The organism is Luteimonas lutimaris (assembly GCF_039537065.1).
Taxonomy (GTDB): domain Bacteria; phylum Pseudomonadota; class Gammaproteobacteria; order Xanthomonadales; family Xanthomonadaceae; genus Luteimonas; species Luteimonas lutimaris.
Genome location: NZ_BAAAZU010000001.1, coordinates 24,923 through 49,781, shown reverse-complemented (window position 1 = coordinate 49,781; position 24,859 = coordinate 24,923). Strand labels below are relative to the sequence as shown.

The following is a 24,859-nucleotide window of genomic DNA, read 5'->3' as shown; positions in this document are numbered from 1 at the left end:
GTTCGGGCGTTACCCTGTGCGGCTTCCGGCCCATCGCCCCACAGGAGATCCGCTCCATGACGCGACCGCTCGTGCTCGCCGCCGCCATCAGCCTCGCCCTCGCGGCGTGCAACGGCCAGGCCCCAGATTCCCAGGCCTCCCAATCCCAGTCCCCCGAACAGCCGACCGAAGCCGCCGACGTGACGCCAGACGCCTCCGAGAACCCGCTGCTGGTCGCCAGCACCCTGCCGTTCCAGGCGCCGCCGTTCGACAAGATCAAGGATTCCGACTACCTGCCGGCGTTCGAGGCGGGCATGAAGCAGCACCTGGCCGAGATGCGCGAGATCGCCGACAACCCCGAGCCGCCGACCTTCGAGAACACCATCGAGGCGATGGAAAAGACCGGCGAGACGCTCAGCCGGGTCGCCCACATCTTCTTCGGCCTGGTGCAGGCCGACACCAACGACGAGCGCCAGAAGATCCAGGAAGAAATCGCGCCCAAGCTGGCCGCGCACCAGGACGAGATCAGCCTCGATCCCAAGCTGTTCGAACGCGTCAAGGCGATCTACGACCAGCGCGACACGCTCGACCTCGACCCGGTGCAGAAGCGCCTGGTCGAACGCGACTACGACGAGCTGGTGCGCGCCGGCGCGCAGCTGTCGGACGCCGACAAGGCGACGATGCGCAAGCTCAACGTCGAGGAAAGCTCGCTGTCGACCAAATTCCACGCGATGCTGGTCGCCGCCGCCGCCAAGGGCGCGGTGGTGGTGGACGACAAGGCCAGGCTCGACGGCCTGTCCGAGGGCGACCTCGCTGCCGCGGCGCAGGACGCCGCCGCGCGCAAGCTCGACGGCAAGTGGCTGTTCGCGCTGCAGAACACCACCCAGCAGCCGGTGCTGGCCTCGCTCAAGGACCGCGACCTGCGTGCGGAGATCCTGGAAGCCTCGGAAACCCGCACCGAACACAACGACGAAAACGACACCCGCAAGACCATCCAGCGCCTGGCCCAGCTGCGCGCGCAGAAGGCCAAGCTGCTCGGCTTCGACACCTACGCCGCCTACAGCCTCGGCGACCAGATGGCCAAGACGCCCGACCAGGCGCTCAAACTGCTGACCGACACCGTGCCGGCGGCCACCGCCAAGGCCAGGAGCGAGATCGCCGAGATGCAGAAGGTGATCGACGCCCAGGGCGGCGACTTCAAGCTGGCCGCGTCCGACTGGGACTTCTACGCCGAGCAGGTGCGCAAGGCCCAGTACGATCTCGATGAATCGCAGATCAGGCCCTACTTCGAGCTCGACAGCGTGCTCCAGAACGGCGTGTTCTTCGCCGCCAACCAGCTCTACGGCATCACCTTCAAGGAGCGCAAGGACATCCCGGTCTACAACCCGGACGTGCGCGTGTTCGAGGTGTTCGACAAGGACGGCAGCTCGCTGGCGCTGTTCTACTGCGACTACTTCAAGCGCGACAGCAAGTCCGGCGGCGCATGGATGGACGTGTTCGTCGACCAGAACGGCCTGACCGGCACCAAGCCGGTGGTCTACAACGTCGCCAACTTCACCAAGCCCGCGCCCGGCAAGCCGGCGCTGCTGTCGTTCGACGACGTGACCACGATGTTCCACGAATTCGGCCACGCCCTGCACGGCATGTTCTCGGACGTGAAATACCCGTCGATCTCCGGCACCAGCACCTCGCGCGACTTCGTCGAGTTCCCGTCGCAGTTCAACGAGCACTGGGCGACCGATCCGAAGGTGTTCGCCAACTACGCCAAGCACTACGAAACCGGCGAGCCGATGCCGCAGGAGCTGGTCGACAAGATCAAGAAGTCGCTGACCTTCAACCAGGGCTACGCGACCACCGAATACCTCTCCGCCGCGCTGCTCGACATGGCCTGGCACACCCTGCCGGCCGACGCGCCGCTGCAGGACGTGGACAAGTTCGAGGCCGACGCGCTGAAGAAGTACAAGGTCGACCTGCCCGAGGTTCCGCCGCGCTACCGCACCAGCTACTTCGACCACATCTGGGGCGGCGGCTACTCGGCCGGCTACTACGCCTACTTCTGGTCCGAGGTGCTGGATGACGACGCGTACGAGTGGTTCAAGGAGCACGGCGGCCTGACCGCCGAGAACGGCCAGACCTTCCGCGACAAGATCCTCTCGCGCGGCAACACCGTCGACCTCGCCACCCTGTACCGCGACTTCCGCGGCAAGGACCCGAGCGTGGAGCCGCTGCTGGAAAATCGCGGGCTGAAGTAATCCGGGAACGAGGGCCCTTCTCCCGCACGCGGGAGAAGGGCTGGTTCCGGCTGGGTCTCAGGCTATTTCCGGTGCCGTTTCGATCCGCGCCAGCTTGTCCGGGTTGCGCATGATGAACACGTCGGTGAGCAGGCCGTCCTCGTCGTAGGCGAACGACACCGTGGAGGCGATGGCGTCGCCGTCGTACTGGATGAAGCCGCGGTTGCCGTTGATCGTCGTTTCCTGCAGCCGTTCCGAGCCCCACCAGGCATGCAGGCCGCTCTGGATGAAGCGCAGCACTTCCTCCGGCCCGTGCATGACGCGGCGCGCGGCGGACACCTTGCCGCCACCGTCCGCCGACAGGCGCACGTCGGCGGACAGCAGGCCGGCGAGCGCATCCACCGAGCCGGTGGCGATGGCGGTGCCGAATGCGGCGAGCAGCCGGCGTTGTCGTTCCGGCGGAGTGACGTGCCTCACCTTCGCCTCTTCGATATGCGCACGTGCGCGCGCCACCAGCTGGCGGCAGGCCGGTTCCTGCAGCTCCAGCGTGCGCGCGACCTGCGGGTAGGGCAGGTCGAAGATCTCGTGCAGCAGGTAGGCCGCGCGCTCCTTCGGCGTGAGGCGCTGCAGCGCCAGCAGGAAGGCGGTGGTGAGCGAGGACGCGAGCGTCGCCGCATGCTCCGGCGAGGCCTGTCCGAACGCTTCGTCGTTGGCGGTCTGCACCGGCTCGGGCAGCCACGGGCCCACGTATTCGACCCGTGCGCGGTCGGCCGAGCGCAGGATGTCGAGACAGTGGCGCGTGCACACGGTGGTCAGCCACGCGCCGGGATTGTCGATGCCGCTGCGGTCGTTGGCCTGCCATTTCAGGAACGTGTCCTGCACCGCATCCTCGGCGTCGGCGCGCGAGCCGAGGATGCGGTATGCCAGGCCGAGCAGGCCGGGGCGGGCCTGCTCGAACTGCGCGAGGCAATCGCGGGCCTGCATCGTCACTGGTTGGGGCTCATTGGTTCGAGATGGAGATGCGGTTCCACAGGTTGATCATCGCGATGTCCGCGCCGAGCGCGGCGACCTCCTGCTCGGTGAAGTGTTCGCGCAGCGCGGCGCGCAGCCCGGGAAGCACGGACTGGTCGTCGAGCCGCGTCATCGCCTCGGTGAACGCCAGCGCGGCCTTCTCGCGCGGGGTGTAGTCGTCCACGTGTTGCCACACCACGAGGCGGTCGAGGCGCTCGCTGGTCTCGCCGGCCTTGCGCGCGTCCTGGGTGTGCATCTTCACGCAGTGCGCGCAGCCGTTGATCTGCGAGGCGCGCAGGACCACCAGGTGGTGGAGTCCGGGTTCGAGCCCGAGGGCGTTGATGGCCGGGTTGACCTGGGCCAGGGCCTGCATGACGGCAGGGGCCTGCTGCGGATAGCGGATGGTGTTGCTGTCTTTCATGGGGGAAATCCTCGTATCAGGCGGAGTGCCTTGCCTGTTCGACGATCTACGCTGCCGGCCTGTGACATCTCCGCGATGTGTGGTTGTGTGGGAGCGGCCATGGCCGCGATGCCCTGGCGATGCGGGTGCACGCCATCGCGGCCATGGCCGCTCCCACAGGGTGTGCGCAGTTCAATAGCCGCCGAAGCTGCCCGCCGCCCCCGGAAACACCACCGGGCTCTCCGAGCCGTCCTTGCCCACAGCCGCCACGCCGAAGAAATAGTTGTCGATCACCACGTTCTCCAGCGTGTGCTGCGTCACGTCGCCGACATAGACGCTGTGCGTCCACTGCGGCTCGGTGGTCAGCCGCCAGTACACCTTGTAGCCGGCAAGGTCCGGCGCCTGCGACGCCGGCGGCCGCGTCCACTTGAGCGTGGTGTCGGCCGTCACCGCGCCTTCGATCGACACCTCCGCCGGTGGCGGCGGCGCCGATGCCATGCCGGCCAGGCTGACGGCGTTGAGCGCAGTCAGCTTTGCCACGTAGTCGAAGTCCACGCCTTCGATCACGTCGCCGTAGGCGACGCCATCCTCGGTGCGCAGGTCCTGGTGCTGGCGGTTGTAGTTCTCGTTGGTTTCCATCACCCGCACCGCCGGCCAGCCGAGGTCGTTGAACGGGCGGTGGTGGCCGCCGCGGCCGAAGCGGTCGAGACGGTAGACCATCATCACGTCGAGGTTGGGCACGTACAGGTCGGCCATGCGGTCGATGTAGCGCGCCAGGCTGCGCGTGGGCGAATCCAGCTCGCCGCCGGTGAAGCGGCGCTGCTTCGCTTCGTCCGCGGTTTCGTTGGCGCGCGTGCCTTCGGCGAAGACGCGCGCGGTGGCATTGTCGATCACGCCGTTGAGCCCGGCGATGTTGCCGATCATGTCGTTGTTGAGCATCGCCTCGATGCGCCAGCCTTCCTTCTGCGCTCTGGCCGCTACAATCTTGCCACCAAACAGGCCCTGCTCCTCGCCCGACAACGCGGCATAGACGATGGTGCCGGCGAACCGGTGCTTCGACAGGATCCGCGCGGCCTCCAGCGTGCCGGCGACGCCGGAGGCGTTGTCGTTGGCGCCGGGCGAGTCGGAGGTGAAGTCCATCACGTCCGATACGCGCGAGTCGATGTCGCCGCTCATGATCACGTAGCGGCCGGGGTCCGCGGTACCGCGCTGGATCGCGAGCACGCTGACCACTTCGGTCGGCTCGGGAATGCGCTCCTCGCCGGAAATCGTGTCGCCGACGTCGATCACTTCCAGGCAGCCGCCGCACTGCGCCGAGATGCGCTCGAACTCCGCGTGGACCCAGCGCCTCGCGGCACCGATGCCGCGCGTGTCCGACTGCGTGTCCGACAACGTGTGCCGCGTTCCGAACGACACCAGCTTGCGGACGTCGGCCTCGATGCGCGCGGCCGAAGGTGCGGTGCCGATGTCATGCAGCAGCGCCTGCGTGGCGGGCGGCGCGGCGGGCGCTTCGGCGGCGGCGGCGGGCGCGACGAGGCATGCGGACAGGGCGATGGCGAGTGGACTGCGCATGGGGGACTCCGGGACGCGTGAAAGGCGTCCACCGTACGATATTTCTGCCACGGACCTCAGCGCTGCCCGATCGCCTCGCGCACCGGCAGGTTGTCCGGCCAGCCGCCGGCCAGCGCGGTGTACAGCGACACCGCGCCGATCGCGCTGCGGCTGCGCGCGGCGGCGAAGGCGTCCTGCGCCTGCAGCTGGGTGCGCTCGGCGTCGAGCACCTCGAACAGGTCGACCGCGCCGGCGTCGAACCGCACCCGTGCCAGCCGCGCGGCGGTGGCGCTGTCGATGGCCGCGCGCTCCAGGTGCGCATCCTCGCTGCGCGCGCGGCCGTAGCGCACCAGCGCGTTTTCGGCGTCCTCCAGCGCCAGCAGCACGGTCTGCTCGTAGCGTGCCAGCGCGCCTTCGGCGTCGGCGTCGGCCGCGGCGATGCGCGCGCGCACGCGGCCGATGTCGAGGAACGACCAGTCGATGCCCAGCGCGACGAAGCGCGTTTCGCTGTCGCGTTCGAACAGGGCGCCGGTGTCGACCGCCTGGCTGCCGATCAGTCCGCCCAGGGTGAAGCGCGGGAACAGGTCGGCAGTGGCCACGCCGATGCGCGCGGTGGCCGCGTGCAGGCGCTGTTCGGCGGCGGCGACGTCGGGGCGCCGGCGCAGCAGGTCGCCGGGCGTGCCCGCGTCGAGCTTTGCCGGCAGTTCGGGCAGCGCGCGCGCCGGCGCGAGCTCGGCGACCAGCGCGTCGGGCGTCCTGCCGACCAGCACCGCGAGCCGGTGCATGTCGAAGGCGACCTGCGCCTCCAGCGCGGGAATGCGCGCGGCCGTGGTCTCCAGCTGGGCGCGGGCGCGGGCAGTATCGAAGTCGGTGCCGCGTCCGGCGTCCAGGCGCGCATCGACCAGGCGCAGCGTCTCGCGCTGGTTGCCGGCGTTCTCCTGCGCCACGCGCAACCGCTCCTGCAGGCCGCGCAGGTCGAAGTAGGTGCGCGCGACCTCGCCGACGATCGCCACCTGCGCCGCCGCCAGGTCCGCCGCGCTGGCCGCGGTTCCGGCGCGGCCGGCCTCGACGCCGCGGCGGATGCGGCCGAACAGGTCCAGCTCCCAGCTGGCGTTGACGCCGGCGCTGTAGCTTTCGCCGTCGCGGTCATCGCGCGCCACGCCCGGCGCCTGGTCGGCGCTGGCGCGGCTGTCGCTGCCCTCGGCGCTGGCGGTGATGGTGGGAAAGTAGTCGAACTTCGATCCGCGCAGCAGCGCGTTGGCATGGTCGAAGTTCGCCAGCGCGATGCGCAGGTCGTGGTTGGCCGACAGCGCCTGTTCGACCAGCGCCGTCAGCTGCGGATCGCCGAAACCCTGCCAGAACGCGGCGTCGGTCGCCGGCACGGCGTCGTCCGTGGCGACATCCGGCGACTGGATGAAGGTATCGGGCACCGCCATGTCGGGGCGGACGAAATCGGGGCCGACGGTGCAGGCCGACAGCGCGACGGTCAACGCCGCGACCTTCAGCAGCGCGAACGCCGTGGACTTGTGGTCAATCATGGGAGGTCTCCTCGTGTCCGCCGGCGGGCGGCGGAGGCGGGGTTTTCGGCCCGCCTTCTGTCTTGGGGTCGATCTGCAGCTGTTCGAACAGCCAGCGGATGTCGTCGATCGACGGGATGCGCGGCGTGGGCTCAGCCATGGGACACCTCCGCGTAGCCATCGGACTCCGGCTTCGGGTCCGCCGCCACGCTGCGCGTCACCAGCTTGCGCAGCGCGACGTAGAACACCGGGGTCAGGAACAGGCCGAACACGGTCACGCCGATCATTCCCGCGAACACCGTGATGCCGGTCGCCGAGCGCACCTCCGCGCCTGCGCCGTGCGAGAGCACCAGCGGCACGGTGCCGGCGATGAAGGCGATCGAGGTCATCACGATCGGGCGCAGGCGCAGGCGGCAGGCTTCCAGCGCCGCTTCCACGATGCCCTTGCCCTGCAGTTCCAGCTCGCGCGCGAACTCCACGATCAGGATCGCGTTCTTGCACGCCAGCCCCATCAGCACCACCAGCCCGACCTGCACGAACACATTGTTGTCGCCGCCGGTCAGCCACACGCCCAGCAATGCGGAGAGCATGCACATCGGCACGATCAGGATCACCGCCAGCGGCAGCGTCCAGCTCTCGTACAGCGCGGCCAGCACCAGGAAGGCGAGCAGGATCGCCAGCGGGAACACCACCAGCGCGGCCTTGCCCTGGGTCGACTGCTGGTAGCTCAGGTCGGTCCACTCGATGGCCATGCCGTTGGGCAGCACCTTCGACGCCAGCGCGGTCAGCGTGTCCATCGCCTGCGCGGAGGACAGCATCCGCGGGTCGGCTTCACCAGCGAGGTCCGCGGCCGGATAGCCGTTGTAGCGCAGCACCGGGTCGGGGCCGTAGGTCTCGTGGATCTTCACCATCGAGCCGATCGGCACCATCTCGCCGCGGTCGTTGCGGGTGCGCAGGTTGCCGATGTCCTGCACGTCGTCACGGAAGCTGCTGTCGGCCTGCGCGATCACCTGCCAGGTACGGCCGAACTCGTTGAAGTCGTTGACGTAGGCCGAGCCCAGGTAGGTCTGCAGGGTGTCGAACAGCTCGGTCAGCGGCACGCCCTGTGCCTTGGCCTTGACCCGATCCACCTCGGCGTCGAGCTGCGGCACGTTGGCCTGGTAGCTGGTGATCGGGAAACCCATGCCGGGCGTCTGCGACACCGCGCCCTGCATGCCCGCCACCGCGTCCTGCAGCGCGCCGTAGCCGAGGTTGCCGCGGTCCTCGATGAACATCTGGTAGCCGTTGCCGTTGCCCAGGCCGAGGATCGGCGGCGGCATCAGCGAGAAGGCAAAGCCTTCCTGCAGCCCGGCGATCTTCTGGTTGATCTCGGCGTTGATCTCGGCCGCGCTGCGGTGGCGCTTGTTGGCCGGTTCCAGCGGCAGGAACACCACGCCGGTGTTGGGCGTATTGGTGAACTGCAGCGCGTTGAGGCCCGGGAAGGCGATCGAGTGGGCGACGCCCTCGGTGTGCATCGCGATGTCCGCCACCTTCGACAGCATCTCGTCGGTGCGCGCGATCGACGAGCCTTCCGGGAGCTTCACGCCGGCGATCAGGTACAGCTTGTCCTGGGTGGGGATGAAGCCGGCCGGCACCGCCTTGAACATCAGGCCGGTCGAGGCCAGCAGCACCGCGTAGACCACGAACACCGCGCCGCGACGGCCGAGCGTGCGCGAGACCACGCCCTGGTAGCCGTCGGAGCTGCGCTTGAAGAAGCGGTTGAACGGCCGGAACAGCCAGCCGAACAGGCGGTCGATCAGCCGCGTCGGCCGGTCCTTCGGCGCGTCGTGCGCCTTGAGCAGGCGTGCGGCCAGCGCCGGCGACAGCGTCAGCGAGTTGATCGCCGAGATCACCGTGGAGATCGCGATGGTCACCGCGAACTGCTTGTAGAACTGCCCGGTCACGCCCGACAGGAACGCCATCGGCACGAACACCGCGCACAGCACCAGCGCGATCGCGATGATCGGCCCGGACACCTCGCGCATCGCCTGGTGGGCGGCGGCGAGCGGACTCAATCCTTCCTCGATGTTGCGCTCGACGTTCTCCACCACCACGATCGCGTCGTCGACCACGATGCCGATCGCCAATACCAGGCCGAACAGGCTCAGCGTGTTGATCGAGAAGCCGAGCAGGTGCAGTGCGGCGAACGTGCCGACGATCGACACCGGCACCGCGATCAGCGGGATGATCGATGCGCGCCAGGTCTGCAGGAACAGGATCACCACCAGCACCACCAGCACCACCGCTTCGAGCAGGGTGGTCACCACCGCCTTGATCGAGTCGCGCACGAAGATGGTGGTGTCGTAGACGGCCTCGTACTTGATGTCGTCGGGGAAGCGCGCGGACATTTCGTCCATGGTCGCGATCACCGAGTCGCGGATCTCCAGCGCATTGGCGCCCGGCGCCTGGAAGATGCCGATGCCGACCGCGTTCTTGCCGTCGAGCTTGGAGCGCAGGGTGTAGTCGCCGGCGCCCAGCTCCAGCCGCGCGACGTCGGACAGGCGCACGACCTCGCCGTCATCGCCGGCCTTGAGCACGATGTCGCCGAACTCCTGCTCGCTGTGCAGCCGGCCCTGGGCGTTGATCAGGGTGAGAAAGTCGCTGCTGGGCATCGGCTCGGCGCCGAGCTGGCCGGCCGAGACCTGCACGTTCTGCTCGCGCATCGCGCGCACCACGTCGCCTGCCGTCAGCCCGCGCGAGGCGATTTTGTCCGGGTCGAGCCAGGCGCGCATCGCGTAGTCGCCGCCGCCGAACACCTGCGCGTCGCCCACGCCGGTAATGCGCGAGAGCGCGTCCTTGACGTGCAGGCGCGCGTAGTTGCGCAGGTACAGGGTGTCGTACTTGCCGTTGGGCGAAGTCAGGTGCACCACCATCAGGAAGGTGGGCGACTGCTTCTGCGTGGTCACGCCCTGGCGCCGCACGTCCTCGGGCAGTCGCGCCAGCGCCTGGCTGACCCGGTTCTGCACGCGCACCGTGGCGTCGTCGGCGTCGGTGCCGGGGCGGAAGGTCACCGTCATCTGCAGTACGCCGTCGGAGCCGGCGACGGACTTGGTGTACATCATGTCCTCGACGCCGTTGATCGCTTCTTCCAGCGGCGTGGCCACGGTCTCGGCGATCACCTTCGGGTTGGCGCCCGGGTACACGGTGCGTACCACCACCGACGGCGGCACCACTTCGGGGTATTCGCCGATCGGCAGCAGCGGGATCGAGATCAGGCCGGCGGCGAAGATCACGATCGACAGCACCGCGGCGAAGATCGGCCGGTCGATGAAGAATCTGGAGAAGTCCATGGTGTGTTCCTTGCGCGGCCATCCGGCGCGCGGCGTTGGGAATGGGGCGCCCGTCCCCGCGTGCGGCGGGGCTGGCGTATTGCTTCGGAGGCCCTGGCCGATCCTCCCCGCGAGAGGGGAGGGACGGGGAGGATCGGCGGCCTCTGCACCGCGGCCGGCGTTGCCCGACGAGGGGGAAGCGTCGTCACCGCGCGGGCGCGCCTTCGCGCCCGTGCTTCCGCGGCTTGCAGCTCTTGGCTACTTCATCGCGACCGCTTGCCCGGGCGCGGGCGCGTCGTCGCCCATGGCGATGGTCTTGGGCGCCACCGGCATGCCCGGCATGAACACCTTCTGCACGCCGTGCACGATCACCTTGTCCTTCGCGTCGAGGCCCGACTGCACCACGCGCAGGCCGTCGATCATCCGGCCCAGCTGCACGTCCTTGCGCACTGCGGTGTTGTCCGGCCCGAGCACGTAGACGTACTTGCGGTCCTGGTCGGTGAGCACGGCCTTGTCGTCGATCAGCTTGGCCTCGAACTCGCCGCTGCCCTGCACCTGCACGCGGGCGAACAGGCCGGGGGTGAGCACGCGGTCGGGGTTGGGCAGCACCGCGCGGGCGCGGATGGTGCCGGTGGCCGGATCGACCTGGTTGTCGACGAAGTCCACCGTGCCCTCGTGCGGAAAGCCCTGTTCGTCAGCCAGGCCCACGCGCACCGGGTTGCTCGAACGCGTGCGCTCGCCCTTGCGCGCCAGGTCGCCGTAGCGCAGGTAGGTCTGCTCGTCGCTCTCGAAGTACACGTACATCGGGTCCTGCGAGACCAGGGTGGTCAGCAGGGTTGCGTCGGCCTGGGCGAGGTTGCCCTCGGTGACCATGGCGCGGCCGATGCGGCCGTCGATCGGCGCGCGGACCTGGGTGAACTGCAGGTCGAGCTTCGCCGCCGCGACCGCGGCTTCGGCCGCTTGCACGCCGGCGTTGCCCTGCGCGCTGGCGGCCTTGCGGGTCTCGAACTCCTCGCGCGAGATCGCCTTGGCCTCGATCAGGGTCTGCGCACGCGCGTCCTGCGCCTGCGCGAGTTTCGCTTCGGCACGGGCGCGCTGCAGCTGCGCATTGGCCTGGTCGAGTGCCGCCTTGTAGGGGCGCGGGTCGATCACGAACAGCAGGTCGCCCTTCTTCACTTCCTGGCCTTCCTTGAACGCAACGCGCTGCACGTAGCCGCTCACGCGCGGGCGCAGCTCGACGCTTTCGACCGCGGTGACGCGGCCGTTGAAGCTGTCCCACTGGTGCACGGGCTTGCTCAGCACGGTGGCGACGCTGACTTCGGGCGGTGGTGGCATGCCTTCGCCGGGGGCGGCCTCGCTGCTGCTGCAGGCGGAAACGGCGATCGCGATCATCGAGGCGAGCGTGAGTACCGCCAGCGAAGTGCGCACCGGGGCGCGACGGGCATATCCGCCGGGCGCACCCGAGCGGATCGCGGGGGGAAAGGCGGGGGAGACGCGATTGGGGGAGGGGGTGGCGTTCATCGGGGGGAGGTTTCCTGATTGGGATTCGGGTGGGGGGCGCCGAGCTGGTCGAGCAGGGTGCGCGCGTCCTGCAGACAGCGTGCTGGCAGCAGGTCGTGCTGGCGTTCGGGTTCTTGCGGCGGTATCGGCGGAGGGCGGTCGGCCCGCGGCGCGGCATGCGCGGCCGGCCGGGAAGGCGCGTGGTCCGGCGCGGGCGGCAGATCAAGGTCGTCGCTCCACGGATCGAAGCCCAGCGGCCGCGCGGCGTAATCGACGACTGCGCGTACCGGCTGGCGCTCATGCGGATCGAGCATGTCCAGGGCGCGCCGCGCGATCGAGGCCGCGCTCGGCCACGAATTGCAGGCGTGGCGTGCATTGGCGTGGGTGCGCGCCGGCGAGTCGACCGCCAGCAGCTGCACCTGCACCGGGAACGCGCGCGCCTCGTCGTGCAGCACCCGTGCGAGCATGCGCAGCGCCGCCGCGCCGATCGAGCGGTGGCCGTAGCCGGCCCACGGATGCTGCGCGCCGGGCCCGCCGATCAGCACGTAGCCGGGGACCCGGCCATCGTCGTGCCCGGCCAGCAGCGGCAGCAGGTGGCGGGCGGCGAACAGGTGCGGCAGCAGGTCTTCGTCCAGGCGCTTGCGCAGGAACTCCGCCGGCTGGTCGAGCACGCGGCCGCGGCCGCAGTCGCCGCAGATCGCGGCCACCACGCCCGACAGCGGGCGGTCGAGTTCGCGCAGCCGCCGGGCCAGCGCAGCCGCCTCGCCGTCGCTGCCGACCGAGGCGTCGATCGCGGTGAAGTCGGCGCCCGGGTGGCGTTCGCGCAGGGCCGACAGCGCATCGGCGTCGCGGCCGACCGCGACGACCGATGCACCGGCCTTCAGCGCGGCCTCGACCACGGCGCCGCCGATGGTGCCGGTCGCGCCCAGGACCACAAGACTGTGACGAGGGACAATGCTCATTGTCCCGCTCCCGGGATTTTGTCTCCCGAAAAGTCGTCGTTGGCCCGGGACTCGAGGCTTGCCAGCACCGTGTCGACCAGGGGCATCGCCAGCATGGTCAGCGGCAGCGCAAGCAGGGCGGCCAGGCCCCAGGCCTGCCCGGCAGTGACGTCAAACCATTGATTGAAAACGAAAGAAGCCAGTAACAGCAGGTCCGCGAGGACCAGCAGGACCAGGCTGGAACGGAGCAGGGGATGGAGGACGGGGGCGCGCATTGCGGGGCTCGCTTGGCGGGATGCGGCACAAGGTAAGCCTTCGACCGGCACTTGATTAGCCGGCAAAACGGGGAATAATTGTCCCCCGTCTGGGCCAATGCCCGGATCCATCCCCCACCCTTGTCCTTCCCCGCCATGCGGGGGAGGCAAGCCGGAAGCCACTCGAATCGATCATCGAGTGCCGCGTCCACAACGGAGCACTCCCATGGCCCGTGACCTCAACGACACCCTCGTCTTCGTCAAGGTAGTGGAGCAGGGCAGCTTCATCGCCGCCGCGCGCACCCTGCGCCTGCCCAAGACCACCGTCAGCCGCAAGGTGCAGGAACTCGAAGCGCGCCTGGGCGCGCAGCTGTTGCACCGGACCACGCGCAAGCTCGGCCTCACCGAGGCCGGCAACGTCTACTACGAGCACAGCCAGCGCATCGCGCGCGAACTCGACGAAGCCGAGAGCGCGGTGAGCCAGCTGCAGGGCGGCCCGCGCGGCTGGCTGCGCGTCACCGCGCCGTATTCGCTGGGCATCGAACGCATCGCGCCGCTGCTGGGCGAATTCCATGCCCGTCATCCGGAGGTGCGGGTGGAAATGCTGCTGGCGAATGAATCGCTGGACATGATCGACAAGGAACTCGACGTCGCCCTGCGCATCGGCAACCTGCCCGACTCCAACCTGGTCGCGCGCAAGCTCACCGTGCTGCGCACCCAGGTCTACGCCAGCCCGGCCTACCTCGAACGCCACGGCGAGCCGCTGCACCCGGACGACCTGCAGCACCACCGCACCCTCGGGATGCAGAAGATGCATCGCAACAACCACTATTTCTGGCCGCTGAGCGACGGCGAGAACACGGTGGAATACCCGATCGAGCCGATCATGGTCGCCAACGACCCGGCCGCCGTGCGCGGCGCGCTGCTGTGCGGCGAAGGCCTGATGCTGGCCAGCGACATCATGGTCAAGGCCTACGCCGAACAGGGCTACATCCGCCGCGTGCTCGCCGGCTGGACCGGACCGGAATACGCGCTCAATGCGCTGTTCCCGCGCGGCCAGGTCACCTCGCCCAAGATCCGCGCCTTCGTCGACTTCCTGGTCGAGCGGCTGAGCTTCGACTCGGACTACATGCAGGTGCTGTGCCCGGACGCGCGCGCGCGCTGCCTTGCGGCGAAGAAGGCCGCCGAGACCGCGACCACGGTCAACGCCGAACTGGCGCGCGCGTCCCGGCGCGAGTTGCCGGCAGGCGACGCGGACGCCGACGACACCCGCGAAGACCACGATGCGCAGGTGGCCTGACGGCACGCACGCCGCGTGCGCCCGGCCCCGGCCGCAGGACGCGGACGTTCGTCGCGACCTGGCGGCGATTGCCGCCCACGCCCGCCGCACGCTGCTGTTCTGCGCGGCAGCGCTGCTGCCGCTGCTGATGCTCTGGTGCGACGTGTACTGGCTGCGCGATGGCGTGGGCGAGAGGTCGCTGGTCGAGCTCACCCAGGAGTGCTTCCTGGCGGCGACGGTGCTCGCCTTCGCCAGGCTGGCCCGACACGCCCGCGACGAACGTGCGTTTGCCGTGCTCGCGGCCGGCCTGTTCGCGTGCATGCTGGTGCGCGAACTGGATGCGGTGTTCGACGTGCTGCTGTTCCACGGCGCCTGGGTCGTGCCGGCCGGGCTGCTGGCGGTCGGCTGCTGCCTGTACGCGCTGCGCGACTGGCGTGGCGCGCTGTCGAGCCTGGCGCGGTTCGTGCAGTCGCGCCAGGGCGCGGTGCTGACGCTGGGCCTGGTGGTGGTGGTCGCGTACTCGCGCCTGTTCGGCGTGTCCGCGATCTGGCAGGGGCTGCTCGGCGACCAGTACCTGCGGGTGTTCAAGAACGCGGCCGAGGAAAGCATCGAACTGCTCGGCTACACCTGCATTGCCGCGGCGGCGCTGTCCTACGTCACGGTGCGGCTGCGCGCGTCCCGCCGTGGCGCCCTGCCGGTGCCGATCAAGGCATCGCTGTAAGCCGAATCCTCCCCGCTTGGCTGGAGGAGAACCGCAGTGCCCGGAATTTGCAGTTGCGGGAGCGGCCATCGCCGCCCCCACTGCCCCGGCCACTGCCCCGGCGTCGGCTACCGCGCCGAATGCCCGACCCGATCGTGCTCGCGGGTGAACAGGTCCGGCTTGATCAGGTCCACGAACGCCCGCGCCTGCGGTGACAGGTACTTGCCCTTGCGCATCACCACGCCGTAGCTGCGGCGCGGGAACCAGCGCGCCAGCGAGCGCGCGGCCAGGCGCTCGCGGTCGGCGTCGGTCAGGCAGATCGCGGTGACGATGCTGATCCCCAGTCCCATCGCCACGTACTGCTTGATCACCTCCCAGCCGCCGACTTCCAGCGCCACCGTGTACGGCACCCGGTTCTGCTGGAACACCAGGTCGACCAGGCGGTAGGTGGTCAGGCGCCTGGGCGGCAGGATCAGGCCGTAGGGCGACAGGTCGGCCAGCGCCAGCTCGCGCTTGTCCGCCAGCGGATGGCCGGGCGGGGCGATCAGCATCGGGTCGAAGCGGTAGACCGGCGCGTAGTCCAGGTCGGCCGGCACGTCGAGCATCGAGCCCACGGCCAGGTCGACTTCGTCCGAGCGCAACAGGTCCAGCCCGCCGGCGCCGGTGACGTTGTGCAGGATCAGGCGCACGTCCGGCTGCGTCGCGCGGAAGGCTTCCACGATCTTCGGCAGCAGGTAGAGGATGGTCGAGCTGCCGGCGGCCACGTGCAGTTCGCCGGCATCCAGCCCGCGCAGCTTCTCGCGGAAGGCGCCACCGAGGCCGTCGATGCCCTCGACCAGCGGCCGCGCCAGTTCGTACAGGGTCTCTCCCTCGCGGGTCGGCACCAGGCGCCGGCCGCTGCGTTCGAACAGGCGTACGCCCAACTCGCGTTCCAGCGCCTGCAGCTGCTGGGTCACCGCCGGCTGGCTGACGTACAGCGCCTCGGCCGCGCGCGACACCGAGCCCAGCCGCGCCGTCTGGCAAAAGGCGCGCAGCGGCTTGAGGCGGTCGCCCTTGTAGGCAAAACGGGGCGCAGACGCCCGGTTTTCGGCCATTTCCAAGCCAGTTATTAGTTGAACTAATGATTAGCATTGAAAAAACTGTGTTGTCAAATACATTGCCCGGGCGGATGTTCGGGTTCCTCTCCATCGACAGGAACCCGCCATGTCCGCAGTGCTCAGCGAATCCCCCACCGACGCCGGCATCGAGGTCATCGCCCGCGCCGAAGGCCAGGACGCGCTGCTGACGCCCCCGGCGCTGGCCTTCCTCGCCGGCCTGCACGCCCGCTTCGACGCTCGCCGCCGGCAGCTGCTGGCCGCCCGTCGCGAGCGCCAGGCGTTCTTCGACCGCGGCGGCCTGCCGGACTTCCGCAGCGACACCCGTGCCATCCGCGACGGCGACTGGCGGGTGGCGCCGATCCCGAAGGCGCTGCTCGACCGGCGCGTGGAGATCACCGGGCCGGTCGACCCGAAGATGGTGATCAACGCGCTGGGCTCGGGCGCCAACTGCTACATGGCCGACTTCGAGGATTCCACCGCGCCGACCTGGGCACGGCTGGTCGAGGGCCAGCGCGCCCTGCGCGCGGCGGTCGCCGGCACGCTCGCGTTCACCGCCGGCAACGGCAAGGCCTACGCGCTCAAGCCGTTCGCGCAGCAGGCGGTACTGATCGTGCGCCCGCGCGGCTGGCACCTGGACGAGAAGCACGTCCTGGTCGAGGGTTGCCCTGAGCAAGGCCGAAGGGCCTGCCCTGAGCAGAGTCGAAGGGGCGGACGCCTGTCCGCGAGCCTGTTCGACCTGGGCCTGTTCGCCTTCCACAACGCCACCGCGCTCGCGCGCAAAGACCGCGGCCCGTACTTCTACCTGCCCAAGCTGCAGTCGATGGAAGAGGCCGCGCTGTGGGACGACGTGCTCGCGCACATCGAATCCGCGCTCGGCCTGCCGCGCGGGCAGATGAAGGTCACCGTGCTGATCGAGACGCTGCCGGCGGCGTTCGAGATGGACGAGATCCTGCACGCGCTGCGCGACCGCATCGTGGGCCTGAACTGCGGCCGCTGGGACTACATCTTTTCCTACATCAAGACCCTGCGCGCGCATCCCGACCGGGTGTTGCCCGAGCGCGGCCAGGTGACGATGGCGCAGCCGTTTTTGCGCGCCTATTCGGAGTTGCTGATCCAGACCTGCCACCGCCGCGGCGCGCACGCGATGGGCGGCATGGCCGCGCAGATCCCGATCGCCGGCGATGACGACGCCAACACGGCCGCGCTCGGTCGCGTGCGCACCGACAAGCTGCGCGAGGTCGGGGCCGGGCACGACGGCACCTGGGTCGCGCACCCGGCGCTGATCCCGGTCGCGCGGCAGGTGTTCGACGAGCGCATGCGCGGCCCGCACCAGCACCACGTCGGCCGCGACGAAGTGCTGGCGAGCCGCGACGACCTGCTGCAGCCGTGCACCGGCACGATCACCCGCGCCGGCTTCGACAACAACGTCGAGGTCTGCGTGCGCTACCTGGCCGCGTGGCTTGACGGCAATGGCTGCGTGCCGATCCACCATCTGATGGAGGACGCCGCCACCGCCGAGATCGCGCGCGCGCAGCTGTGGCAGTGGCTGCATGCCGGCGATCGCGGCGGCGCTCCGTTGCACCTGGACGACGGCACCGCGATCGACGAGGCGCTGCTGGATCGTGCGCTGTTGGGTTTGCCTTCGCGGTTGTCGGGGCAGGGAGTCCCGGGCGCGGCGCGCGTGGGCGAGGCGATCGCGCTGCTCGAGGAGTTGACCCATCGCGACACGCTGGAGGACTTCCTGACCTTGCCGGCCTACGAACGCTTCGACTGAAGCCCGCTTTTCCCCCTCCCCTTCAAGGGGGTGAGGTCGGCCTGTTTGTGCGGCATTGCCGCACAGGCCGACCGAACGCCCGGCGCGCTGCGCCGGGCCGGACGGGCCGGGGAGGGGATGGGTTTCCCATCCGCTCCCGGAAAACCAAACAACCCATTGGATCCAGTTCCCTCCCGCCGCACCGAAACCCATCCCCACCCAAACCCTCCCCTTGAAGGGGAGGGCTTCAAAGCCCCGGTCTCTTTTGACGGGAACGACTTCAACATCCCGAGGATCGCTGCCATGAAGACGCAAAGCCTGCCAACCGCCGACCAGCTCAACCTCGACTGGAGCAACAACCCGCGCTGGAACGGCATCACCCGCAGCTACTGCGCGCAGGACGTGGTGCGCCTGCGTGGCACCGTGCACGTCGAGCATTCGCTGGCCAGGCTCGGCGCCGAGAAATTGTGGAAGTCGCTGCATTCCGAACCTTTCGTCAACGCGCTGGGCGCGCTCACCGGCAACCAGGCCATGCAGCAGGTGAAGGCGGGGCTGAAGGCGATCTACCTGTCCGGCTGGCAGGTGGCCGCCGATGCCAACCTCGCCGGGCAGATGTATCCGGACCAGTCGCTGTATCCGGCCGATTCGGTGCCGGCGGTGGTCAGGCGCATCAACAACACGTTGCTGCGCGCCGACCAGCTGCAGCACGCGGAAGGCCAGGGCGACGGCATCGACTACCTGCAGCCGATCGTGGCCGACGCCGAGGCCGGCTTCGGCGGCGTGCTCAACGCCTTCGAGCTGATGAAGGGCATGATCGAGGCGGGCGCGGCCGGCGTGCACTTCGAGGACCAGTTGGCATCGGTGAAGAAGTGCGGCCACATGGGCGGCAAGGTGCTGGTGCCCACCCGGGAGGCGGTCGAGAAGCTCACCGCCGCGCGTCTTGCCGCGGACGTGATGGGCGTGCCGACGCTGATCGTGGCGCGTACCGACGCCGAGGCCGCCGACCTCGTCACCTCCGACGTCGACGACAACGACAAGCCGTTCTGCACCGGCGAGCGCACCGTCGAGGGCTTCCACAAGACCCGCAAGGGCCTGGACCAGGCGATCAGCCGCGGCCTGGCCTACGCGCCGTACGCGGACCTGGTGTGGTGCGAGACCGGCAAGCCGGACCTGGCGTTCGCACGGAAGTTCGCCGAGGCGATCCACGCGAAGTATCCCGGCAAGCTGCTGGCCTACAACTGCTCGCCGAGTTTCAACTGGAAGGCCAACCTCGACGACGCCACGATCGCGAAATTCCAGCGGGAGATCGCTGCGTATGGATACAGGTTCCAGTTCATCACCCTGGCCGGCTTCCACGCGCTGAACTATTCGATGTTCCATCTGGCCCACGGCTACGCGCGGCGGCAGATGAGCGCGTTCGTGGAGCTGCAGGAAGCGGAGTTCGCCGCCGCCGACCGGGGCTTCACCGCGGTCAGGCACCAGCGCGAGGTCGGCACCGGCTACTTCGACACCGTCACGCAGGCCATCCAGGGTGCGCAGTCGTCGACGGTGGCGCTGAAGGGCTCGACCGAGGAAGCGCAGTTCGAAACCCGCGCGGCCTGACGGTCGCCGCGGGGGCCCGGTGCCGCGTAGCGCCGGGTTTCCCGTGATTGATTCGGGGTGACTCCCTCATGCTCCGGGGGTATCGTCGGCCTGGCAGGGCGGCAGTGCCGGGCCGGCGCCGCCTGCCCCGGATGCCCGATGGAGGGAGAGGTCATGAAAGGCGGAACAAAGCGGGCCGGACTGGCGGGAATGCTGTTCGCGCTGGTCGCACTTGCGCTCGCCGGCACGGCGCAGGCGGGCAACGATGACAGTCGGCGCATAGCGGACATCGTGTCCGAGCAGCAGCAGATCCGCGCCGATGCCGAGGCGGAAAGGAACGGTTGGGACAACATCCCGCTTTTGAAACGGCAGGAGTTGATCACCACGCAGGACGAGCTCATGCGCCTGATTGACGGCAAGCAAACGCTCGGCGACCTCGACCCGCTCGAGCGGAAGGCCGCCTACCGCACGCTCGACCGGCTCGATGCACTGGCCCTGGAGGCCGAGAACGAGCGCATGGTCTGCATTCGCGAAAAACTGACCGGCACGCACCGCACGCAGACCGTGTGCCGCAGCGTCGGCGACATGAAGCGCTGGCGCAAGGGGGCGAGCGATTTCATGCGCCAGGGCCAGCAGAATTCGACCATGGGTGCGCAGGCGGGCGCCAATTGACAGGCGCGCGCTGACGCCAGCCGTCCGCGGGGCGGCGGCAGGGCACGCGTTTCTGCCATGGGCCGCGCGCGCCGCGACTGCCTGAATGGGCGTCACGGCCCGCCGAGCGCTGCAAGGTGCCGGCGAAGATGGAAAAGCCGTGGGCGAAAGGCTATCGTCGAACCGTCGGCAACGTCGGCAATACACAGGGGCGTGCGCCTGTCCAGGGCGTCGGCGTCCGCGTGATCCATTCCGCGAGGCAATACAGCACCCATGAAGACGCAATTCCTGAAGGCCGGGCTGTTCGCCCTGGCCGCAGTCGCATTTTCCACGGCCGCCCAGGCCGGCAGTGGCACCAGCAACCGCGTGTCCGACATCGTGTCGCAGCAGGCCCAGATCCGCGCATCGGTCAAGGCCGAGGAGGGCGGCTGGGACAACATTCCCGCCGCCAAGCGCCAGGAGCTGCTGGGCAAGCAGGACCAGCTCATGCTGCTGATCGACGGCAAGCAGACGCTCGACGAACTGGCGCCGGCCGACCAGGCGACTGCCCGGCAGACGCTCGGGTGGATCGATGCCTTGGCCACCGAGGCTGACGGCGAACGGAAGGTCTGCCGGCGCGAGCGCGCCACCGGTACGCACCGGACCACCACCGTGTGCCGGAGCGTGGCCGACATGAAGCGCCAGCGCGACCAGGCGCAGGACGCCTGGCGGCAGGGCCGACAGGGCTTGATGCCGCCCAAGCCGCCAAGTTCCGGGATGGGGTCGGGCGGCTGATCCCGGGCCCCGTCGCCGTGCCTGTCGGCATGGCAACGGACCAGTGAGGCGCGCAGATGCCGACGTCCTGCGGGGACCCGATGGGATTCCCGCGCGGTGGCAGCGGTGCGCAGTCAGCGGGAGATCGAACGCCGGGCATGTCCCGGCGTTTCTTCGTGCCGGCGCGCGTGCGTCGCCGCGCGGGCGCCTGGCTCAGGCCGCCCGCACCGACTGCCGCGCGTCCATGCCGCGGTAGCCCAGCGCCTCGGTCAGGTGCGCGGTAGCGATGGCTTCGCTGCCGGCCAGGTCGGCGATGGTGCGGGCCACGCGCAGGATGCGGTGCATGGCGCGGGCGGACAGCTGCAGGGCGTCGATCGCGCGTTCGAGCAGCTGCTGGTCTGCGTCGGACAGGCGGCAGGCGGCCATGGTGGCGGCCTGGCCGAGGCGCGCGTTGGGCTGGCCGGCACGGCGCAGCTGCGATGCGTGCGCTGCCTCGACGCGGGCGCGGATGTCGGCGCTGCATTCGCCTTCCGGTGCGTCCGGGCGCAGCTGCGCAGGCGGCAGCCGCGGGACGTCCACGTGCAGGTCGATGCGGTCGAGTAAAGGACCCGAGATACGGCCGCGGTAGCGGTTGATCACGTCGGGGCTGCAGCGGCAGCGCCCGGAGACGTCGCCGGCCCAGCCGCAGGGACAGGGGTTCATCGCCGCGACCAGCTGGAAGCGCGCCGGGAACTCGCTCTGCCGCGCCGCGCGCGAGATCGTCACCACGCCCGACTCCAGCGGTTCGCGCAGCACTTCCAGCGCGCGCCGGTCCCACTCGGGCAGTTCGTCGAGGAACAGCACGCCGTTGTGCGCCAGCGAGATCTCGCCCGGTCGCGGCTCGCCGCCGCCGCCGACCAGTGCCACCGCGCTGGCGGTGTGGTGCGGCGCGCGGTACGGGCGTTCGCGCCAGCGCGCCGGGTCCAGGCCGCGGCCGCTGATCGAGGTGATCGCGGCGGTTTCCAGGGCCTGGGCTTCGTCGGCTTCGGGCAGCAGGCCGGGCAGGCGCGAGGCGAGCAGGGTCTTGCCGCAGCCCGGCGGGCCGACGAGCAGCAGGTGGTGGCCGCCGGCGGCGGCGATCTCCAGCGCGCGCCGCGCGCGCAGCTGGCCGCGCACGTCGCGCATGTCCGGCCCCGGTGAGATGGCCACGGGCGGCGCGACCGCGGCGGGCAGTTCGCGGCTGCCGCCGAGCATCGCGCAGACCTCCAGCAGCGTGCGCGCGGTGCGCACGTCGAGGCCGTTCGCGAGCGCGGCCTCGCTGCCGTTGGCCACCGGCACCACCAGCCGCCGCCCGGCGCGCGCGGCCGCCAGCGCCGCCGGCAGTACGCCGTCGACCGCGCGCAGTTCGCCGGTCAGGGCCAGCTCGCCGAGGAACTCCCACTGGGCCAGCGCCTGCACCGGCACCTGGCCGCTGGCGGCGAGGATGCCCAGCGCGATCGGCAGGTCGAAGCGGCCGCCGTCCTTGGGCAGGTCGGCGGGGGCCAGATTGATGGTGATCGCGCGCTGCGGGAATTCGAACTGCGCGCAGCGGATCGCGGCGCGCACGCGGTCGCGCGATTCGCGGACCGCGGCCTCGGGCAGGCCGACGATGTTCATCCGCGGCAGGCCGCCGGCGAGATAGACCTCGATCCGGACTTCCGGCGCGTGGACCCCTGCGCGCGCACGTCCGTGCACGAGCGCAAGCGACATGGCCGCCGGCCTAGTTGGTCGGCGGCGGGGTGCGCGCGCCGGACAGCCCGCCTTCGAGCTGCGCGAGCTGGCGCTCCAGCGCGTCGAGCTTCTCGCGCGTGCGCAGCAGCACCGCGCGCTGCACGTCGAACTCCTCGCGCGTGACCAGGTCCAGCCGGGACAGGCCCGACTGCAGCACGGCCTTGAAGTTCTGCTGCATCTCCTCGCGGCCATCGCGCAGGGACGGCGGCACCAGGCTGCTGAGCCGGCGGGCGAGGTCGTCGATGTGGGTGAGGTCGATCATTCCTGGATTCCTGTTGGGTGACCGGGGGACGTGGGCAGCTTGGCGCAGCGGGGGTGGCGATGCCATCGGCGCACGCCGCGTGTTCGGGTAGGGAAATCCCGACGTTGCCGCCGGCATGCGTGTTCGCCGCGGCGGGCCGCCGCGCTATGCTGGCCGCATCCAGGCCGGGGACCGCAAGCGATGAAAATGGTGGTGGCGATCATCAAGCCGTTCAAGCTCGACGACGTGCGCGAGGCGCTCGCCGACGCGGGCGTGGCCGGGATCACCGTCACCGAGGTCAAGGGCTTCGGCCGCCAGAAGGGCCACACCGAGCTGTATCGCGGTGCGGAGTATGTGGTCGACTTCCTGCCCAAGATCAAGCTCGAGGTCGCGGTCACCGACGACCAGGCCGACGCGGTGGTCGAGGCGGTCATGAAGGCCGCTGGCACCGGCAAGATCGGCGACGGCAAGGTGTTCGTCTGGGACCTGGACCGGGTGGTGCGGATCCGCACCGGCGAGCTGGACGGCGACGCGCTGTAGCGGCGCGGCCGCTCAGGCCTTGCCGCGGTACAGGCGCTTCCAGGCGTTGCGGATCGTGCGCACCCAGCGCGGTTCGGCCAGCACCGCGGCCTCGGCCGGCGACGGCGGCGTGCCGGTCAGGCGCGACTGCAGCTTCACCACGTTGGCCAGGTCGCTGCGGCGCAGCTGGCGGCCCAGCGGGCTGTGCGCCAGCCAGGCCGGCATCAGCAGGGCGGAGGCGAAGTCCACCACCATCGGCATGCCGCCGTTGACCAGGATGTTGGAGCGGTGCAGGTCGTTATGGGCGATGCCGGCCGCGTGCAGGGTGGCGACGGCGGACTTCAGGCGCCGGAACACCTCGTCCGACACCATCGCCACGTCGTGGCCGAGCACCTTGCCGTCGATGAACTCCATGCCCAGCACCAGCCCGCCGATGGTGCCCAGCAGCGCGGGTGCGTAGCCCCAGCCGGACAGGCGGTCGAGGATGCGCGCTTCGCGGCGCACCAGCAGGCGCGCCAGCGGCGAGAGCGGCGTCCAGCGGTAGCGGCGGTAGTCCTTGAAGACGGCCTGGCGCGTGCCGACCGAGGCCACGTAGACGTCGGGTTCGAGCAGGCGGGTGCCGCGCTTGAGCATGCGCACGTGCGCATCCGGCGCGTACGGCACGAGGGAATGGGTGCAGGTGTTCATCGGTTTGTCTGCGCGGCGCCGTCTCGGGCGCGCCGCACGAGGCTCGCGTTGGGGGAGGGCACGTGGCCATGCTGTACCGCGTGGTTCACTAAATATAACGCGATTTCAACATTTTTCCGACATATTCGCGTGCTACCACGGACACACACTGTTCAGCCGGACGCGACGATGCCTGCCCGCACGGACCCCGCCCGGAGGCGTGGCTGTCGGGCTGCCAGGCAACCGGTGGCTGGCAAAGTGCCCGGGAAGGCCGCGGACAGGGGGCTACAGGTCGAGCGCCCCGGCCACGAACGGCGGCAGCGTGGCCGCGCCCCTGTGGATGTCGGCGCTGTAGTACTTCGTCGCGAACGCCTTGCCGCGGGCGTCGGCCTCGCGGAATTCGAAGCCATCGGCCTTGCGCGCCAGGGTGCAGCTCCACCAGCCCGTCGGATAGCAGGGCTGCGGGAACGGCAGGGTCTGGAACGCGGTGAACCCGGCCTTGCGCATCTCGCCGCGCATCTCCTTGATGAGATCCAGCAGCACCAGCGGCGACTCGGACTGCTGCACCAGGATGCCGTCGCCGGCCAGCGCGCGGAAGCAGCTTTCGTAGAAGGCCTTGTTGAACAGGCCCTCGGCCGGGCCGACCGGGTCGGTGGAGTCGACGATCACGATGTCGACGCTGCCCGGTGCGCAGTTGGCCATGTACGCGATGCCGTCGTCGAACAGCAGCTGCGCGCGCGGATCGCCGTTGGATTCGCACAGCTCGGGGAAGTACTTCTCCGACATCCGCGTGACCTGCTCGTCGATGTCGCACTGCACCGCCTGCTCCACGCCCGGGTGGCGCAGCACCTCGCGCAGGGTGCCGCAGTCGCCGCCGCCGATGATCACCACCCGCTTCGGCGCGGCGTGGGTGAACAGCGCCGGGTGCGACATCATCTCGTGGTAGAGGAAGTTGTCGCGCGTGGTCAGCATCATCGCGCCGTCGATCAGCATCAGGTTGCCCCAGTCGGTCGACTCGTAGATCTCGATCTTCTGGAACGGCGACTGCACCTCGTCCAGCTTGCGGGTCACGCGGTAGCCGATCGCCGAGCCGGCGGGCTCGAAGTTCTCGTACATCCAGGTCGTGTCGGTCATCGGTGGCAACGTGCGCGAGTGGGGCTGGGATTGTAGCGAACGCC

The 24,859-nt window shown here is 69.8% G+C and carries 22 protein-coding genes; 8 read left to right on the top strand and 14 right to left on the bottom strand.

Features of this window, described 5'->3' with window-relative positions:
• Window positions 1-56: 56 nt before the first annotated feature.
• Window positions 57-2,231, top strand: coding sequence for a peptidyl-dipeptidase Dcp (dcp, locus tag ABD679_RS00210; RefSeq protein WP_344757907.1), 2,175 nt, complete (start codon window positions 57-59; stop codon window positions 2,229-2,231).
• 57 nt (window positions 2,232-2,288) lie between these two features.
• On the opposite strand, the gene sigJ is transcribed toward dcp, so the two are convergent.
• The 9 genes from sigJ to ABD679_RS00165 all read right to left on the bottom strand — a co-directional run bounded on the left by sigJ (window position 2,289) and on the right by ABD679_RS00165 (window position 12,713).
• On the bottom strand, window positions 2,289-3,194 hold the full coding sequence (sigJ, locus tag ABD679_RS00205) for an RNA polymerase sigma factor SigJ (protein ID WP_344758218.1): 906 nt from the start codon (window positions 3,192-3,194) through the stop codon (window positions 2,289-2,291).
• A gap of 16 nt (window positions 3,195-3,210) precedes the next feature.
• A complete protein-coding gene (locus tag ABD679_RS00200) occupies window positions 3,211-3,642 on the bottom strand; it encodes a carboxymuconolactone decarboxylase family protein (protein ID WP_344757906.1) in 432 nt (143 codons plus the stop codon).
• Window positions 3,643-3,813: 171 nt separating this feature from the next.
• Window positions 3,814-5,193: a M28 family metallopeptidase gene (locus ABD679_RS00195; RefSeq protein ID WP_344757905.1), complete on the bottom strand. Its 1,380-nt coding sequence runs from the start codon at window positions 5,191-5,193 to the stop codon at window positions 3,814-3,816.
• 56 nt (window positions 5,194-5,249) lie between these two features.
• Window positions 5,250-6,710, bottom strand: a complete 1,461-nt coding sequence (locus ABD679_RS00190) for an efflux transporter outer membrane subunit (RefSeq protein WP_344757904.1) — start codon at window positions 6,708-6,710, stop codon at window positions 5,250-5,252.
• Window positions 6,703-6,849: a hypothetical protein gene (locus ABD679_RS00185; RefSeq protein WP_344757903.1), complete on the bottom strand. Its 147-nt coding sequence runs from the start codon at window positions 6,847-6,849 to the stop codon at window positions 6,703-6,705. The genes ABD679_RS00190 and ABD679_RS00185 overlap by 8 nt, the downstream gene beginning before the upstream one ends.
• Window positions 6,842-10,018 carry an efflux RND transporter permease subunit gene (locus ABD679_RS00180; protein ID WP_344757902.1) on the bottom strand — a complete coding sequence of 1,059 codons (3,177 nt, stop codon included), beginning with the start codon at window positions 10,016-10,018 and terminating at the stop codon, window positions 6,842-6,844. The genes ABD679_RS00185 and ABD679_RS00180 overlap by 8 nt, the downstream gene beginning before the upstream one ends.
• A 237-nt stretch (window positions 10,019-10,255) precedes the next feature.
• Complete coding sequence (locus tag ABD679_RS00175; RefSeq protein ID WP_344758217.1) at window positions 10,256-11,389, bottom strand: efflux RND transporter periplasmic adaptor subunit; 1,134 nt, start codon at window positions 11,387-11,389, stop codon at window positions 10,256-10,258.
• A 125-nt stretch (window positions 11,390-11,514) separates the two neighbouring features.
• Window positions 11,515-12,459: an SDR family NAD(P)-dependent oxidoreductase gene (locus ABD679_RS00170; RefSeq protein ID WP_344757901.1), complete on the bottom strand. Its 945-nt coding sequence runs from the start codon at window positions 12,457-12,459 to the stop codon at window positions 11,515-11,517.
• Complete coding sequence (locus ABD679_RS00165; RefSeq protein ID WP_344757900.1) at window positions 12,456-12,713, bottom strand: hypothetical protein; 258 nt, start codon at window positions 12,711-12,713, stop codon at window positions 12,456-12,458. The genes ABD679_RS00170 and ABD679_RS00165 overlap by 4 nt, the downstream gene beginning before the upstream one ends.
• 205 nt (window positions 12,714-12,918) lie before the next feature.
• On the opposite strand from ABD679_RS00165, the gene ABD679_RS00160 reads away from it, so the two are divergent.
• Complete coding sequence (locus ABD679_RS00160) at window positions 12,919-13,992, top strand: LysR family transcriptional regulator (RefSeq protein ID WP_344757899.1); 1,074 nt, start codon at window positions 12,919-12,921, stop codon at window positions 13,990-13,992.
• On the top strand, window positions 13,976-14,692 hold the full coding sequence (locus tag ABD679_RS00155; protein WP_344757898.1) for a hypothetical protein: 717 nt from the start codon (window positions 13,976-13,978) through the stop codon (window positions 14,690-14,692). Before ABD679_RS00160 ends, ABD679_RS00155 begins: the two co-directional genes overlap by 17 nt.
• A gap of 107 nt (window positions 14,693-14,799) precedes the next feature.
• Here ABD679_RS00155 and ABD679_RS00150 read toward each other — a convergent pair whose 3' ends face one another.
• Window positions 14,800-15,765: a LysR family transcriptional regulator gene (locus ABD679_RS00150; RefSeq protein ID WP_344757897.1), complete on the bottom strand. Its 966-nt coding sequence runs from the start codon at window positions 15,763-15,765 to the stop codon at window positions 14,800-14,802.
• Window positions 15,766-15,874: 109 nt separating this feature from the next.
• Here ABD679_RS00150 and aceB point away from each other — a divergent pair, with 109 nt between their 5' ends.
• The 4 genes from aceB (at window position 15,875) to ABD679_RS00130 (ending at window position 20,527) form a co-directional block, all read left to right on the top strand.
• Complete coding sequence (aceB, locus tag ABD679_RS00145; protein WP_344757896.1) at window positions 15,875-17,542, top strand: malate synthase A; 1,668 nt, start codon at window positions 15,875-15,877, stop codon at window positions 17,540-17,542.
• Between the two features lie 282 nt (window positions 17,543-17,824).
• Window positions 17,825-19,123, top strand: coding sequence for an isocitrate lyase (aceA, locus tag ABD679_RS00140; protein WP_344757895.1), 1,299 nt, complete (start codon window positions 17,825-17,827; stop codon window positions 19,121-19,123).
• Between the two features lie 189 nt (window positions 19,124-19,312).
• Window positions 19,313-19,774 carry a hypothetical protein gene (locus tag ABD679_RS00135; RefSeq protein WP_344757894.1) on the top strand — a complete coding sequence of 154 codons (462 nt, stop codon included), beginning with the start codon at window positions 19,313-19,315 and terminating at the stop codon, window positions 19,772-19,774.
• Between the two features lie 252 nt (window positions 19,775-20,026).
• Window positions 20,027-20,527 carry a hypothetical protein gene (locus ABD679_RS00130; protein WP_344757893.1) on the top strand — a complete coding sequence of 167 codons (501 nt, stop codon included), beginning with the start codon at window positions 20,027-20,029 and terminating at the stop codon, window positions 20,525-20,527.
• A 192-nt stretch (window positions 20,528-20,719) separates the two neighbouring features.
• Here the strand turns inward: ABD679_RS00130 and ABD679_RS00125 are convergent, their stop codons facing one another.
• Window positions 20,720-22,234 (bottom strand): YifB family Mg chelatase-like AAA ATPase, encoded by a 1,515-nt coding sequence (locus ABD679_RS00125; protein WP_344757892.1) that lies wholly within the window; start codon window positions 22,232-22,234, stop codon window positions 20,720-20,722.
• Between the two features lie 10 nt (window positions 22,235-22,244).
• Window positions 22,245-22,517, bottom strand: a complete 273-nt coding sequence (ubiK, locus tag ABD679_RS00120; RefSeq protein WP_344757891.1) for a ubiquinone biosynthesis accessory factor UbiK — start codon at window positions 22,515-22,517, stop codon at window positions 22,245-22,247.
• 180 nt (window positions 22,518-22,697) lie between these two features.
• Here ubiK and ABD679_RS00115 point away from each other — a divergent pair, with 180 nt between their 5' ends.
• Window positions 22,698-23,036 carry a P-II family nitrogen regulator gene (locus ABD679_RS00115; RefSeq protein WP_344757890.1) on the top strand — a complete coding sequence of 113 codons (339 nt, stop codon included), beginning with the start codon at window positions 22,698-22,700 and terminating at the stop codon, window positions 23,034-23,036.
• Window positions 23,037-23,048: 12 nt separating this feature from the next.
• Here the strand turns inward: ABD679_RS00115 and ABD679_RS00110 are convergent, their stop codons facing one another.
• On the bottom strand, window positions 23,049-23,702 hold the full coding sequence (locus tag ABD679_RS00110; protein WP_344757889.1) for a phosphotransferase: 654 nt from the start codon (window positions 23,700-23,702) through the stop codon (window positions 23,049-23,051).
• Between the two features lie 264 nt (window positions 23,703-23,966).
• Window positions 23,967-24,815, bottom strand: a complete 849-nt coding sequence (speE, locus tag ABD679_RS00105; RefSeq protein ID WP_344757888.1) for a polyamine aminopropyltransferase — start codon at window positions 24,813-24,815, stop codon at window positions 23,967-23,969.
• Between the last annotated feature and the right edge of the window lie 44 nt (window positions 24,816-24,859).

What these genes read in the sequence shown, in the direction of transcription:
- ABD679_RS00165 (WP_344757900.1), bottom strand. Translation starts at nt 12,713, where the DNA reads ATGCGCGCCCCCGTCCTCCATCCCCTGCTCCGTTCCAGCCTGGTCCTG.
- ABD679_RS00115 (WP_344757890.1), top strand. Translation starts at nt 22,698, where the DNA reads ATGAAAATGGTGGTGGCGATCATCAAGCCGTTCAAGCTCGACGACGTG.
- sigJ (WP_344758218.1), bottom strand. Translation starts at nt 3,194, where the DNA reads ATGCAGGCCCGCGATTGCCTCGCGCAGTTCGAGCAGGCCCGCCCCGGC.
- aceB (WP_344757896.1), top strand. Translation starts at nt 15,875, where the DNA reads ATGTCCGCAGTGCTCAGCGAATCCCCCACCGACGCCGGCATCGAGGTC.
- ABD679_RS00200 (WP_344757906.1), bottom strand. Translation starts at nt 3,642, where the DNA reads ATGAAAGACAGCAACACCATCCGCTATCCGCAGCAGGCCCCTGCCGTC.
- aceA (WP_344757895.1), top strand. Translation starts at nt 17,825, where the DNA reads ATGAAGACGCAAAGCCTGCCAACCGCCGACCAGCTCAACCTCGACTGG.
- ubiK (WP_344757891.1), bottom strand. Translation starts at nt 22,517, where the DNA reads ATGATCGACCTCACCCACATCGACGACCTCGCCCGCCGGCTCAGCAGC.
- ABD679_RS00180 (WP_344757902.1), bottom strand. Translation starts at nt 10,018, where the DNA reads ATGGACTTCTCCAGATTCTTCATCGACCGGCCGATCTTCGCCGCGGTG.
- ABD679_RS00195 (WP_344757905.1), bottom strand. Translation starts at nt 5,193, where the DNA reads ATGCGCAGTCCACTCGCCATCGCCCTGTCCGCATGCCTCGTCGCGCCC.
- ABD679_RS00170 (WP_344757901.1), bottom strand. Translation starts at nt 12,459, where the DNA reads ATGAGCATTGTCCCTCGTCACAGTCTTGTGGTCCTGGGCGCGACCGGC.
- ABD679_RS00150 (WP_344757897.1), bottom strand. Translation starts at nt 15,765, where the DNA reads ATGGCCGAAAACCGGGCGTCTGCGCCCCGTTTTGCCTACAAGGGCGAC.
- ABD679_RS00175 (WP_344758217.1), bottom strand. Translation starts at nt 11,389, where the DNA reads ATGATCGCGATCGCCGTTTCCGCCTGCAGCAGCAGCGAGGCCGCCCCC.
- ABD679_RS00125 (WP_344757892.1), bottom strand. Translation starts at nt 22,234, where the DNA reads ATGTCGCTTGCGCTCGTGCACGGACGTGCGCGCGCAGGGGTCCACGCG.
- ABD679_RS00155 (WP_344757898.1), top strand. Translation starts at nt 13,976, where the DNA reads ATGCGCAGGTGGCCTGACGGCACGCACGCCGCGTGCGCCCGGCCCCGG.
- ABD679_RS00185 (WP_344757903.1), bottom strand. Translation starts at nt 6,849, where the DNA reads ATGGCTGAGCCCACGCCGCGCATCCCGTCGATCGACGACATCCGCTGG.
- dcp (WP_344757907.1), top strand. Translation starts at nt 57, where the DNA reads ATGACGCGACCGCTCGTGCTCGCCGCCGCCATCAGCCTCGCCCTCGCG.
- ABD679_RS00135 (WP_344757894.1), top strand. Translation starts at nt 19,313, where the DNA reads ATGCTGTTCGCGCTGGTCGCACTTGCGCTCGCCGGCACGGCGCAGGCG.
- ABD679_RS00190 (WP_344757904.1), bottom strand. Translation starts at nt 6,710, where the DNA reads ATGATTGACCACAAGTCCACGGCGTTCGCGCTGCTGAAGGTCGCGGCG.
- speE (WP_344757888.1), bottom strand. Translation starts at nt 24,815, where the DNA reads ATGACCGACACGACCTGGATGTACGAGAACTTCGAGCCCGCCGGCTCG.
- ABD679_RS00110 (WP_344757889.1), bottom strand. Translation starts at nt 23,702, where the DNA reads ATGAACACCTGCACCCATTCCCTCGTGCCGTACGCGCCGGATGCGCAC.
- ABD679_RS00160 (WP_344757899.1), top strand. Translation starts at nt 12,919, where the DNA reads ATGGCCCGTGACCTCAACGACACCCTCGTCTTCGTCAAGGTAGTGGAG.
- ABD679_RS00130 (WP_344757893.1), top strand. Translation starts at nt 20,027, where the DNA reads ATGAAGACGCAATTCCTGAAGGCCGGGCTGTTCGCCCTGGCCGCAGTC.